11 protein-coding genes are annotated in these 13,369 nt (G+C 67.7%); 7 read left to right on the forward strand and 4 right to left on the reverse strand.

The window, feature by feature from the left end; translation table 11 throughout:
* Window positions 1-2 precede the first annotated feature (2 nt).
* The 6 genes from KA248_00830 (at window position 3) to KA248_00855 (ending at window position 8,366) form a co-directional block, all read left to right on the forward strand.
* A complete protein-coding gene (locus tag KA248_00830) occupies window positions 3-1,256 on the forward strand; it encodes a beta-ketoacyl-[acyl-carrier-protein] synthase family protein (protein ID MBP7828438.1) in 1,254 nt (417 codons plus the stop codon).
* On the forward strand, window positions 1,253-1,501 hold the full coding sequence (locus tag KA248_00835) for an acyl carrier protein (GenBank protein ID MBP7828439.1): 249 nt from the start codon (window positions 1,253-1,255) through the stop codon (window positions 1,499-1,501). The genes KA248_00830 and KA248_00835 overlap by 4 nt, the downstream gene beginning before the upstream one ends.
* Window positions 1,498-2,403, forward strand: a complete 906-nt coding sequence (locus tag KA248_00840) for a lysophospholipid acyltransferase family protein (protein MBP7828440.1) — start codon at window positions 1,498-1,500, stop codon at window positions 2,401-2,403. The genes KA248_00835 and KA248_00840 overlap by 4 nt, the downstream gene beginning before the upstream one ends.
* Window positions 2,404-3,058: 655 nt before the next feature.
* Entirely contained in the window at window positions 3,059-3,826 is a 768-nt protein-coding gene (locus KA248_00845) for a sigma-70 family RNA polymerase sigma factor (protein MBP7828441.1), read from the forward strand.
* A gap of 119 nt (window positions 3,827-3,945) precedes the next feature.
* The gene (locus tag KA248_00850) at window positions 3,946-4,473 is read left to right on the forward strand and encodes a hypothetical protein (GenBank protein MBP7828442.1); all 528 of its coding nucleotides are present in this window, start codon (window positions 3,946-3,948) and stop codon (window positions 4,471-4,473) included.
* Window positions 4,470-8,366, forward strand: a complete 3,897-nt coding sequence (locus KA248_00855; protein MBP7828443.1) for a protein kinase — start codon at window positions 4,470-4,472, stop codon at window positions 8,364-8,366. Before KA248_00850 ends, KA248_00855 begins: the two co-directional genes overlap by 4 nt.
* Window positions 8,367-8,429: 63 nt before the next feature.
* Here KA248_00855 and KA248_00860 read toward each other — a convergent pair whose 3' ends face one another.
* The 4 genes from KA248_00860 to KA248_00875 all read right to left on the reverse strand — a co-directional run bounded on the left by KA248_00860 (window position 8,430) and on the right by KA248_00875 (window position 11,515).
* Window positions 8,430-8,951 carry a hypothetical protein gene (locus KA248_00860; protein MBP7828444.1) on the reverse strand — a complete coding sequence of 174 codons (522 nt, stop codon included), beginning with the start codon at window positions 8,949-8,951 and terminating at the stop codon, window positions 8,430-8,432.
* The gene (locus KA248_00865) at window positions 8,948-9,499 is read right to left on the reverse strand and encodes a hypothetical protein (GenBank protein MBP7828445.1); all 552 of its coding nucleotides are present in this window, start codon (window positions 9,497-9,499) and stop codon (window positions 8,948-8,950) included. Before KA248_00865 ends, KA248_00860 begins: the two co-directional genes overlap by 4 nt.
* Window positions 9,500-9,516: 17 nt before the next feature.
* Window positions 9,517-10,056 (reverse strand): GNAT family N-acetyltransferase, encoded by a 540-nt coding sequence (locus KA248_00870; GenBank protein MBP7828446.1) that lies wholly within the window; start codon window positions 10,054-10,056, stop codon window positions 9,517-9,519.
* A 202-nt stretch (window positions 10,057-10,258) separates the two neighbouring features.
* Window positions 10,259-11,515 carry a hypothetical protein gene (locus KA248_00875; GenBank protein MBP7828447.1) on the reverse strand — a complete coding sequence of 419 codons (1,257 nt, stop codon included), beginning with the start codon at window positions 11,513-11,515 and terminating at the stop codon, window positions 10,259-10,261.
* Window positions 11,516-11,628: 113 nt separating this feature from the next.
* Between KA248_00875 and KA248_00880 the strand changes: the two genes are divergently transcribed.
* Window positions 11,629-13,338 carry a hypothetical protein gene (locus tag KA248_00880; protein MBP7828448.1) on the forward strand — a complete coding sequence of 570 codons (1,710 nt, stop codon included), beginning with the start codon at window positions 11,629-11,631 and terminating at the stop codon, window positions 13,336-13,338.
* The last annotated feature ends 31 nt before the right edge of the window (window positions 13,339-13,369 follow it).

Raw genomic sequence — 13,369 nt, forward strand, 5'->3', positions numbered from 1 at the left:
TCATGACGGAAACGCATCGGGTGGTGGTAACCGGGCTGGGCATGGTCACGCCCCTCGGGCTCAACGAGCCGGCGCTGCGTGAGCGGTTGTTCGCCGGCCGCGGAGCTATTCGTAGAATCACCGGCTTCGATCCCGCCCCCTTCAAGTCGAAAAACGGAGCCGAAGTGGAGGCGGATGCCTTGTCGGCGGCGCTGGTCGCTCGCGGCTGGAAGCCGTCCGACCGGGCCATGGACATGGCGCTGCTGGCCTCGGCCCAGGCGCTGGAGCAGGCGGGATTGCTTCCGGCCGGCCCCGGCTCTCCGGGAGAAGATACCGCCGTCCTGTTCGGGACCGGCTCGGGACCGTCCCACGCCGTCACGGATTCGTGGCTGGCCTACTTCGCCCAGGGGCCGCGCGGCGTGCGGCCCACCACCGTGCCCCGCTGCATGTTGAACGTGATCAGCTCGCAGGTCTCCATCCGCTTCGGGCTCAAGGGCAGCAATTATGTCGTGGTGGCGGCCTGCTCCTCCTCCACCATGGCCCTCGGGATTGCCTACCGGATGATCCTGCACGGATACGCCCGGCGCGTGCTGTGCGGCGGCAGCGACTCGATGTTTACCGCGCCGCTGTACGCCGGCTGGGACAACCTCGGGGTGATGTCCCGCGCCGCGGAAGCCGACAAGGCCTGCCGCCCCTTTGACGCGGATCGCGACGGGTTCGTTTTGGGGGAAGGCGCCGGCGCCGTGGTCCTGGAATCACTCGAGGAAGCCCGCAAACGCGGGGCGCGCATCCGCGCGGAAATCCACGGGTACGGCGAATCCTCGGACGGCACGCATATTACCCGGCCCAGCGTGGACGGCCAGGCGGCGGCCATGGCGGCCGCCCTGCGGTCCGCCCGCATGACGCCGGCGGACATCGACTTCATCAACGCGCACGGGACGGCGACCAAGGCCAACGACGAGTGCGAGGCCGGCGCGATCCGCGCGGTGTTCGGCGCGGAGGCGGATCGCGTCCCCGTCGTTTCGTCCAAATCCTTCTTCGGGCACCTGCTCGGCGCGGCGGGCATCGTGGAAACCCTGGCCGCCATTCTGTGCCTCGAAGACGGGCGCCTGCACCCTAACCTGAACCTTGATCATCCCGACCCGTTGTGCAATCTTCGGCTGGTCGGCCGGGAATCGCTGGAACTCCCGCTGCGGACCTGCATGAAAAACAGCTTCGGATTCGGCGGGAGCAATGCCGTGGTGATCCTGGGCGGGTACAAGGAGCAAGGGCCATGACGCGAAACGAAATCCTCGACAAGCTGCGGGCCATCATGGCGCGGACCAGCCAGGCCTCCGTGGACTGGAACAGCGTGGGCGAACAGAGCACGATCGAATCCCTGGGCATCGACTCCCTGGCGATGCTGGACCTGATGTACGATCTGCAGCAGGAATTCGGGATCGAGTTCGAACCCCAGGACCTTGTGAAGGTGGCCACGGTGGGCGACCTGGCGGCGTTCATCGAGGGGCGAAAGAGTGCGTGAGGCGGCTCCGGCATCTGATCGAGTACGGGCTCGTCCGGGCGCTGCTCTTCCTGATCGATCGCCTGCCCCTGGGGCTCTGTGACCGGCTCGCGAACGCCGGCGCGGACCTCTTCTATGGCTTGCACGCCTCGCGCCGCCGGACCGCCATCGACAACATCCTGCGGGCGGGCATCGCCGCCGATCGCCGGGAGGCGGCCCGGATCGCCCGCGCCTCCTTCCGGCACTTCGCGCGGCTCGTGGTGGCCTCCATCAAGTCGGACGCCTATTTCCGGAATCGCCCCTGGCAGGAGTGCATCGACTGGCAGGCTTCGCCGGAGCTCCTGCGGATCCTGGACGATCCGGCGCAGGGGTTGATCCTGGCGTGCGGGCACCTCGGCCACTGGGAGATTGCGGCGCAATTGCTCTCGCATCGCAAGCCGGTTGTAGGCATCACGCGGCGCATGAACAATCCGTACGTCGATCGCCTGATGCAGCGCCGAAAACCGCGCCATCGCTTCGAGCTCACCCCCAAGCACGACGTCAGCATGGGCCGGCTGGTCTCCGCGCTCAAGGACGGGAAGGTCCTGGCCATCATGATCGATCAACATGCCCGGGATCGCGGCATGATGGTGGATTTCTTCGGCCAACCGGCCTCTACGCACACGGCCATCGCCCTGCTGCACCTGGTGACGAAGACCCCGCTCTGTTTCGGGTACTGCATCGAAACCGCCCCCATGCGGTTTCAATTCCATGCCGTGGGCCCGCTCCACTTTGAGCCCACCGGTGACAAGCAGGGAGATGTGCGGCGCATTCTCGAGCAACTGAACCGGGAACTTGAAGCCGCCATCCGGGCACATCCCGATGCTTACATGTGGGGACACCGGCGCTGGCGGGCTCCGAAACCGGTCCAGCAAGGCCAGTGAAGCCCCCGCAAGGCGAGAGAGGACTCCGCGTCGTCGGGCACCCCGGCGCCGCTCCCGCGGTCCGCCTGCAGGGCGCTCCTTCCACCGCTCGGATCGGTGCTTTTGCGTCGCCCGGATGCAGGTCGGGCGGCGGCCGCGGATCACGCCGTCCCCGCGCCTTGCCGGAATCGCCCGCCCCGGGCCCTGTGTTCCCGGCGCGGAAATATCCCGTCCGCCGCGGGACAACTGGAGCCGCCAGCCTGTGGCGGTGGATGCCCAAGCCGGGCCGGCTGTTCGCATTATGGCCCGTTCCGGTGTCCTGTCATCCCGGGCGAGACATCTTCGGGGCCGCAATAACGCTGGAGATTCCTCGCTTCGCTCGGAATGACAAGCCATCGTTACTGCGGCGGGTCGGCGCGAAGAGCTGATGCCAAGCCGCCACGCCTTGCGATGACCCGCTTGCGGCCCTGTATTTTGCGCCTCCCGTTCAGGAGGCTATATTCCGCGTTTTCTCTATTCTCTCGGTAATCACGCTCCCTTCCGAGGCCGGCGGCGACGGCCTTCATAGTAAGAAAGGAAGGGACACGCCGGCATTCCACGAAAATCGTGCGTTTCTTGTGTTCGCAGGGAGGGGCGGGGTACAATGCGCGCTGGTTCAGCAACAGGGAGCGGCCGCATGGCGGAGGAGACGCGGGAAGAAGAGCCGTCCAGGTTCCCACCCACCCGGTGGACCCTCGTGGCTCACGCCCGGAACGACTCCGACACGCAAGGGCTCGCGGCCTTGGAGGAGTTGCTGGCGGCATACGGGCCGGTCCTGCGCCTCTATCTCGTCCGGAGCCTGCGCCTGCCGCCGGAGCAGGCGGAGGACCTGGTCCAGGAATTCATGGCGCGCCGCATCTTGCGGGAGCGTCTTTTGGACCACGCGGACCGCGCGCGGGGCCGATTCCGGTCGTTTTTGCTGAAGTGTTTCCTGAACTTCGTCCGGAGCGAGCAACGCAAGCAGCGGGCGGCAAAGCGCGGGCCGCCGTCATCGCACATGGTCAACCTCGATGAGCACGCGGCGGAAATCCCGGATCCCCGCCCGGCCCACAGGGACTTCGACGCGCTGTGGGCGCGGCAGGTCATCGGGGCCGCCCTGGCGCGCATGGAACAGGAGTGCGCCCGGAAAAACCGGAAGGATATCTGGGTCATCTTTGAGCAACGGGTGCTGAACCCCATCTTCTCGGGCGACGCCCCGCGCTCGTACGAGGAGCTGGTCGCGGAACTCGGTCTGAAATCCCCCCTCCACGCCTCCAACCTGCTGATCACGGCGAAGCGGAGTTTCCAGCGGGCGCTGGAGGCCGTGGTGCGCGAGACGGTGTCGAGCGAGTCGGCGGTGGCCGCCGAACTCGCCGAACTGAAACGGGCGCTGGCGGGCGCGGTGGCTCCAACGCATCGTCCATAGGTATGGAGGCGGGCCGCCCCCGGCCCGCGAATCAGTCCCGGATACGAAATGCCGTTTCCCGCGCAGGATCGGCCCCTGGACCGCGTAGTACAAGGTGAGGGACAACCACGAGGCAAACCATGAATGACTCTTCCGCGCAAGTACACGAGGCCCACGGCGGAAAGCTGGCCCACCTGCTGGATCCGGACGGCCCCATGACGGAATGGCGGCCGGAAGAGCTCGGGGCCGTGTTCCGCCACCAGTTGACGGCGCCGGTCCAATTCGACCTGGCGGGATTCGACCCCGCGTTCGCCGCGCGCGTCCGGCTGCTCTCCGGCGCCCAGGGGCTCCTGGTGAAGAGCTTCCGGGATCTCTTCCAGCATCCCCACCCCCCGGTGGCGCTGCTGGAGGCGGTCAAGGATTTCGCCAAGCGCGCGGCGCGCAGCCGGGAGGCGGTCCTGCCGCGGGATGTTGCGCGGATGCTCTACTACCTGTCCATCGCCGCCGCCCTGGTCCATTGTCACAAGCGCATCACGTCCCTGGAGGCGGCCGAACTGTTGCGGGGTCTGAAGTGGGCCCGGGGCCAGGAATGGCTGGAGGACGATATGCGCGGCCTGCTGGACGCCGGCATCCGTGAACTCGAGTCCGCCCGGGAGGAGAAGTCATGAACACGCACGACCCGAAGTCCGAGCTGAACACCGCGCCCATGTCCGAAGGAGGCGCGGACGTGACCCAGACGATGATCCAGGAAGGCATGCTCAACGCCCCGGCGCGGCCGGGCGCGCGGGGCGGGGTGGGCCGCTTCGAGATTCTCCGGCCGCTGGCGACGGGCGGCATGGGACAGGTCTTCCTGGCGCGGGAGCCCGTCACGGAGGGCCGGGTCGCGATCAAGATGATCCGGCCCCGGTACCGGAAGGAGGAGTGGGTGGTCCGCCGGTTTCTCACCGAAGCCCAGCACATGTACCGCATGTCGCACCCGAACATCCTGAAGGTGCTCGAGGTTTCGGATCGCCCGGAGGGCCCGTATTACGTCATGCCGTTCGTCGAGGGCGGGAGCCTGGCCCAGGCGATCAAGCCCGGCCGGCCGCTGCCGGAGGATCGCGCGCTGGACATCGCGCGGCAGATCGCGGACGCCCTGCAGTACGCCCACGCCCGCGGCATCATTCATCGCGACCTCAAGCCCGCCAACGTGCTCCTGGACCAGGACGGGCGGGCCTACCTGACGGACTTCGGCCTGCTGCGCACCGTGTTCAACGATGCGATGGTCGATCCCGACAAGAGCGCGCCCGAGGGGACGGCCGCCTACATGTCGCCCCTGGCCGCCTCCGGCAAGGCCGAGGACACGCGCTGCGACATCTACGCCTTCGGCGCGGTGCTCTACGAAATGCTGACCGGGAGCAAGCCGTACGAAGGGATCAACCCGAAGGCGATCGTGGACAAGATCCTGGCCGGCCCGCCGCGGCCGGTTCTTCAAGTCAATCAGGAGGCGTCTCGAGCGCTCGCGCGGATCGCGGAATGGTGCATGGCGCGCGAGCTGCGCGACCGGTACGCCGAGATGAAGGACGTGGTCCGCGACCTGGACCGCGCGGCCCGGAAAGAGGAGCCCCTCGGTCCGCACGGCGTCCCGGAGGGCGAGGCGGTCATGGTGCTGAAGTTGAGCGGTAAGCGCTCGATAGGGAAAGTACTGGCGGCGGCCGGCACATTCCTGCAAGGCCTCTGCGCGGCGTCCCTGCTCTGGACCGTCATCCAACTCGCCTTCAGTCACCTGGGGGCCAAAACGCAACAGCCCGTATCCCTGGCCCAGGCTCTCGGCAGTGCCACGGCGCCGTTTGCCTTCGGATTTCTCCTCGGCGGCGTGGCCGGGTGGTTCATGCTTATCCTGGCGCTGGGGGGCTGCCGATACCGGGCCCCGTGGTTCTACCGCGCGCTACACATCATCGCGATTCCCTGGCTGCTGATCTTTCCCGTAGGGACACTCGTGAGCGTGCTGGTCCTGATTCACCTCCGGCAGCACAAGGCCGAGTTTGCTTCGGAACCGCCGCCGGCCAAGCCGACGCTCTTCATGTACGTTGAGAGCGTCGTGGTCGTGCTGATCGCCGTTGCCGTCGCCGGGCTATTCGGCCACCTCGCGTACAGCATGGTCCGCCGACATGCGAGAACGCGCCTCCATCCGCCTTCCGCGTCGAGGCTCGCTTCCGGCGCCGCCCAGGATCTTTCCGCCCGGGCCTGGCGAGTCTGGCGCGAGCAGAAGTTCGAGGAGGCGGAGAAACTCTTCCTGCAGGCCGCGGAAGCCGATCCGAAACTGGCGGATGCGTGGAACGGGCTGGGGTGGGCCCGCCAGAACATGGGCCAGGCGCAGAACGCCAGGGAGGCCTTCGAGCGCTGCGTGGCCCTCGACCCTAAGAACGCCGGCGCCCTGAACGGCCTCGGCTGGATCGCGAAGAGCGAGCGGAAGCAGCACGAGGCCATACGGTACTGGGAGTTGGCCGTCGCCGCCGAGCCCGGCGCGACCGCCGCGCTAGCGGGCCTCGCGTCCACCCAGTATGAATTGGGCTACTACGACCTCGCCGCCCGTCACGCGCAAAACTGGCTGGACCTCGAGCCCGGCAACGCGGAGGCGAAACGCATCCTGGCCGAGGCCCGGGTACGGCTTGACGAGGCCAAGGCGCAATCGCCGGAAGAGAAGCGCGGCGCGGACGCGGCCCGGGATCCCAACGTCACGGCCATCTGGCGCCGGTGGCACAAGCAGCAGTTCGAGGAGATCCATGGCGAGAGGCTGGACCATCCGAAGGCCGCCACCGAGACCCGACAGGCCCTGGAAGAGACGACCTGGAATTACTTCCTCCGGCAGGGCGAGGAGCGCCGCAGACAGAGGCTTCCCGGCGCCACGGAGGAACAGCGGGCCCAGATCGAACAGGCCATCCGGGACCTGCGGAAAGAGCGTGACGACATGATCCGCCGCCTCCTGCAGCCGGGAAGCGCAAAGCTGTTCATCCTGTACGAGGACGGCGTCGCCTACCGTGGCATCCTGCGCGCGTTCAAGGCCGCCCTGGCGGAGAAAGGCCGGACCCTTGCCCCGCCCACGGAATGGAACCTCATGAAGCTGATGTGGACGACTAGCGACGACGTGTACAAGTTGTCCGGAAAATCGGGCGGGGACAACGAGCCGCTGACCTCGACGCGGTGGCGTGAATGTTTTCTGGCCGATGCCAAGTCTTACCTCGAGGAACAGGACTTTGCGCTGCTGGGGCCGATCATGGAACAACTGCCCCGCCCCGCCGAGCGGGACGAGGTGGACGCCGCGCATGGGTTCATCCTGCGGAACCTGAAGACCGACCTCGCGGACAATCAGAAGCAGCTATCCGAACAAAAAGAGACGGCCCTGCGCGACCTGATGGCCGCCCTGGACAAGGAGCAGCCGTTGCCGGAGCCGATGTCCGACGAGGCGGCCCGGCAGCATTGGGAAGGATGGCAATCGGCTTTCGTGCAGCGGGCGGCAGCGATCCTTGACGCGGAAGAGCACGCCCTACTGAAGAAGCAATTGGAGCAGTTTGAAAACATCGGCTGGGCGGCCGAGCGATGGGCCGCGGGGCCCGTCGCCGGACAAGGCGGGGAGTTGATCCCGGCGCCGGAGCAAATGGTGAGTATCCGGTTCACGGATGCACCGCTTCGAATGGTCGCGGATTTCTATGCCGAGCTGACCGGCCGATCCGTCATCCTGTCTCCCCAGGTGGACGCGAAACTCACCTGCACGCTGAAGTCCAACGGTCGGGTGCCGAAGCAAGAGGCCCGGCGCCTGATCGAGGCCTACCTGTCCGCCGCCGGCCTCGTGCTCACGCCGGTGGGAAATAACTCCTTGCGAATTGATCCTTCTGCGCCGGCCGTTCCGGCGGGAAATGAGCCGCCGCGGATCATCGGCACGACGCCGGCCGTCGGCGCGGCCGAGGTGGACCCGGCGACGAGCGAGATCACGGTCACGTTCGACCAGGACATGGCGGGCGGGTTCTCCTGGACGGGCGGCGGGCCCGATTACCCGGAAGTCACCGGCGGCCCGCGCTGGCGCGACGCCCGGACGTGCGTGTTGCCCGTGAATTTGGAGGCCGGGCGCTACTACCGAGTCGGGATTAATTCCAAGAGCCACCGGAATTTCCGGAGCCGGGCCGGAATGCCCACTCCGCCCGCCGCGATCTATTTCACCACGCAGGGCGCGAGCGAGGAACTGAAGGCCAAGACGCAAGTGCCGACCGTTCTGGAAATGAGCCCGGCAAATGGTGCGACGGACGTGGACCCCGGCCTGACGGAGCTTCGCGTGACCTTCAGCGTCCCGATGGGCGGAGGCTTCTCCTGGACCGGCGGCGGGCCGGAGTATCCGGATGGCGTCGAGGGCAAAGGCCCGTATTGGACCGCCGAGCAGCGGACCTGCGTGCTGCCGGTCGAACTGAAGCCGAACCACGGCTACCGGCTCGGGCTGAACAGCTTCTCGCACAAGAACTTCCAGAGCGCCGCCGGCGTGCCGCTGGAGCCGGTGAGCTATACATTCAAGACCCGAGAGGCGCGTTGACGCGGTCCGGGAACCCACCCCCGGCCCCTCCGGAGGAGGGGAGGATGATGCAGGCGCACGGCCTCACGCCGCCCCGAGCCAACGCAGGACCAGGGGCCGCGCCCAATCCGTCATCCGGGCATACGCTTCCGGGGTCAGGTGCAAGCCGTCTTCCAGGAAATAGGCGCCCACCGGGCGCCCGTCGCGGAAGTAAATATCATTGGGATCGGCGTACAGGTCCGTGCCGCGCAGGAGCACCGCGGCCCGGCAATTCAGTTCGTCGATCAATTCCCAGCGGCCCTCCTTCTGCGGGGCTTTAATGATGCCGAAGTAGGCCAGCGGCAATGCGCCGACCAGAGCACGGCAGCGCGACAGGTTTTCCAGGATCACGCCGGCGGGCACGTTGTTGTTCAGATCGTTGCTCCCGGCGTAGAGACCTACGGCCCCGGGCGCCTCGGACTCGAGGACCGCGGGCAGCCGCGCCACCCAGTCCCGCGTGGTCGTTCCGCCCACCGCCCGGTTGATCACCACGTGCCCCGGCGCCACCCCGGCGACGCCGGCCCACGCCTCGAAAATAGAGCTGCCGACGAAAAGAAGCCGGCTCATTCGTCGCGACCGGGTTCGACCAGGGCCCGGAGGGAGTCGTTGGACGGGAATCCCCCCGGCTGCCAGGCGCGATCGTAGGCGCCCCGGCTCACGGGCTCGCCGGCCCGGCCGGCGGCGGCGAGGCCCAGCAGGAAGCGGTAGAGGGGGTCGAAATCCGGATGCCGGTCGTTGCCCCACTTGGCCACGGCCCGCTTCCGGTCCCCCGCGAGAACAAAGATCAGCGGCCGCGATTCGTCCGGGACGCCGGCGCGGCCCGTAATCTCGATCGCGAAAAACGAATGCCGGCCGAGAAGCACCTTCAGTTCCGCCTGCTGCTCGGCCGTGAGGGCAAACGCGTACCGCGTTTCCTGAAGGCCCTGCTCGCCCGCCGCCGGCGGGCCGACGGCGCGGCAGGTCGCCTTTCCGTCCTTCGCGATCCAGAGGTCCACGCCGCCCCATAGCCCCTGCACGTCCAGGAGCACTACCTGGTCCGGCAAGGAGGCCGTGTCTTCCGCGACCGCCCCGCAGGCCGCCATCGCAAGCGCCGCCAGGAACCATATCTTCTTCATACGCCTCCTCCTTCCCTTCAGGGTCCGTTGCGCCGAGCCGGCGCCAAGTCGATCCAGTACCGCCGAAGCGTCCTTCCCGATTCGGGATCCGTCCCTGTGCCGTCGAACCGGCCGCCGCAGCTTTCGATCACGCGGATGGACGGCGTGTTGTCCGTCGCCACCGTCAGCAGGGCCTGCGGTTCGCCCAGCCGGGTCAGCTCGGCCAATGCCAGACGGAGCGCCGCCCTCGCGTACCCGCGGCCGCGCCGGTCGCGGCGGACATAGAGCCCGATATGCCCACCATGCACCCGGAGTTTCTCATTCAGGTGATGACGCATCCGCACCATGCCCACGGCGGCGCCGTCCGCGTCGATCACCCAGAACACCGTCTGCGGCACCAGGCCGGGGCGCACCTTCGCCGGATCCGTACCTTCGACGCAGCCCCGGAGATATTCCTCCAAGGTCAGCTTCCCCGAGGGCACGGGCGTTCCCATGTACCCGTTCTCCCCGTCGCCCAGGTCGCGGAGCAGCTCCGCGAGTCCGCGCGGCGGATTCATGGACGCCGGTTCGAGATGCATGCTTCTGGCTTTTTTGTTCATGGATATTGATTAGCAGGTTCCCCGGATGAAGTCATACCACGTACGGATGAGAGGCGGTACGAACAGCGTCGCAGAGTTCCGCCCTCCAGTTGCAGGAACCATGGAGGAGCGAGCTCCTGCGAGCCCGAAATCCACCCGCCTTCATCTGGATTTGGTATCATTACGCAGGCGCGCGGGTGGGTCAATCCCGGACCATGCGGGCGCGGTAGAAGCGGTTGGTCTTCGTGGTCGGCAGGCCGCGGCCGCACTGGCCGGAATCCACGAAGGCGACCGTGCTCGTGGCGGCCGTGTTGGTGAAGAAGGGCCGCCACGTCCCCTTGAGCCCGGCGTCCGCGGACTCGATGACGTAGGTCACGCGGGCGAAGGCGCTGAAACTGACGTGGACGTTGTTGTTGGAGCGGGCCTCGCGCGTGGCCAGGATATGCGGCTCGAGATTGCGGAACCCGACGTTGACGCGGCCGACGGGCTGGGTGAACACCCCGATGGTGTTCGTGGCGCCCCGGGGCAGCCAGATATCGCCCGTCGTGTTGTACCCGAAGGGGAGCGTGACCCGCGCGTTCGGCGAGCCGTTCGTGTTGCTCAATTTCACGGTGATGCTTCGGCCGTCCGTCAACGCGTCTATGGGGACGGCGAAATTGCCGCTGGCGGTCGAAAGGTCTCCCGTGCCGTACCGCGTGGCGCCGTCGAAGAGCGTGACGACGATGTTCGACACGCCCTCGCCCTCGTCGTAGATCCCGTTGGCGTTGGCGTCGAAGAAGATCGTGTCGGTGAAGAAATGCCCGCTGGACCGGGCGCCATAGTCCTGGACATCGTAGGTCCAGCCGCTGGCCGGCCGATAGGCGTTGCCGACGCCGAGTTCCCGGTAGTCGGCGCCCAGGATGATCCGGCGGTGCCCCCGGTCCTCGATGATGCTGTCGCGGAATATCCCCTCGTGGAACGCGCGGCCCGAGGCGTAGTTCCCGCCGATGCATTCCCCGTAGGCGCTCCACGTGTAGCCCTGCGCCGTGAGGCGCTGGCCGGGCGTCGAGTTGAGAGGGTAGTAGTTGGCGGACGGGCTGTTGTGCTGGAATATCCCGGTCTCGGCCATGTCTCGGGCGTGGTTGGTGGCGGTGAGCCGAAGCAGCCGGTGGGGCGCCAGGGGCGGCTTCGAGGCCTTCCAGGGAGCCCACTCCGCCGGCGTCGTGCCGAAATCGTTGTTCGCCGAGGTGTCCTCGCAGCAATCGTAATCCGGATGCCCGCCCGCCGTGGAATTGACCAGTCCCAGCCGGTCCGCCTCCTTCTCCGGATCGAACCGCGCGCGGTTAATCCACCAACGCTGCGCCTCCTGCCGGGCATTCAGCACGCCGTCGTTGGTGTAAAGCGTCTGGCCGACCGCCCGGCCGGCGGCCAACAACCCCACCAGCGCGACCCAGATTCCGCCTGTACACCTCCCCATCATAACGGCGGCCCTCCTAAGAGTTTCATAGCAACATTTCAGCCGCCGGTCAAACCGGCGTGCCGCGCTGAATTTTTCCGGCCGTTCGCGGTATACTGGTTCGCGGACGGGGGCTCATGCGTTTTGAGACATACCGGGTGGCGCTGGCGCTGCTGGCCTGGGGCGGGCTCGGCGAGTCCGCCCGCGCCGAGCCGCCGCTGCTGTTGGTTCACCCGGGCGGCTGGCACGCGGGCGTGACGAATTTCGCGGCGTTCAAGCAGCGGCTGGGCTACGACGTCCGCCTGACCAACCTCTGGGACGCCACCGCTGGGCAGACCAGCAGTCCGGCCGCGCTGCGCTCCACGCTGCTTTCGTTCTACACCTCGCTGGCCGCGACCCAGCAGCCCGGCTACGTCCTGTTCGTCGGCAACTTCCAGGCCCTGCCCGCGCCCCTCTTCCGGGTGGCCGCCGGCGACGCGCCCTACTTCTCGGACATCTATTATTCCATCCCGGACGTCGAGTTCGACGCCAACGGCAACGGCACCAACGCCGAGTACGGAACCTCGGGGGACATCACCTCCGCCCAGTACGACGCGTTCTTCGCCGCCTTGAGCAACAAGCTGGTCGTCGGCCGCCTCCCCGTTGCGGCCACGGCCGGCGTCGAAACCGTGCGGAGACTTCTCGACGCCTCGGTCGCGTTCGAGCGGGAGACCGGCGCACGGAAGAGCCAGGCCCTCCTGACCGCGGGACGGATCGACACCAACCTGACGCTGGCCGACAGCTGGGAGTACGTCGTGCGCGACCTGGCCGGGCAGCTCGGGTCCAACTGCCCGGACCGCACGTTCGTCACCGTCGCGCACGTCGCCTCGAACTATGCCGACCGGACGGGGATCGACTACGCCGTGGAGGGTGACAGCTTGAGCGCCGGGTACACGGAGGGCCAGAACATCGTGCGCGGGCTCTGGCAATCCAACGACGCCTGCGCCTTCCTCTGCAACGTCTCGCACGGCGGCTCGACCTACGACTTCGCCCTGCGCCGCAACGGCGCGGGCTTCCCGACCAACGTCCACGCGGCCATCGTCCTCTCCATGTCGTGCGCCTCGTACGACCTCGGCGCGGCGGCGCTGACCGCGGGCGTCGCCGCGGTCTACCTCGGCTCGACGGCCGTGGTGACGCCCGACGTCGCGACGCTGCTGTCCGGCCAGAAGATGGTCTCCGCCGAGGTGCAGCAGAGCGCGACGCGGAAGATCTTCGGCGCGACGCAGACGGTCGGCCGCGTGTTCCGCGAGGAGTTCGATTGGTACGTGGACACGCTCCCCGGGCGCGGCTGGCTGACCTACCTGACCGACAAGACCGGCCTCCTGCGGAACGTCGTCGGGTTCCAGATCCTCGGCGACCCCACGCTGCGGCTGGAGCACCCCGACGCGGACGCGGACGGCCTGCTGGACCCGGAGGAAGAGTCCATCGGCACGCTGCCGGGGAATCCGGACACGGACGGCGACGGCCTGCCGGACGGCTACGAGTTTTACGCCCCGACGCTCGATCCGCTCGTGGACAACGGGCCGGACGTGGACGACGACGGCTCGATCAACGGCGATGAATGGATCGCGGGCACCGACCCCCTGTCGGACTCGGACTACCCGTGTCTCGTCTGGACCGGCGACCTGGCGCTGTCGTGGGCCGGCGTCACGGGGCGGCTGTACACCGTGCAGCAGGCCACGAACACGCCGCCGTTCGACTGGCAGGCCTGTTCTTCCGTGTCCACGGGGGCCGGCATCCGGCTCGAGTTCCGGCCCGAATCCGGCCCGGCCGCCTCGTTCTTCCGGCTCTCCATTACCCGGCCGTAACCGCGCCTGGCGTCCCGCGAGGCGGCGCGTC

It is taken from the genome of Kiritimatiellia bacterium (assembly GCA_018001225.1).
Classification (GTDB): Bacteria; Verrucomicrobiota; Kiritimatiellia; order CAIQIC01; family JAGNIJ01; genus JAGNIJ01.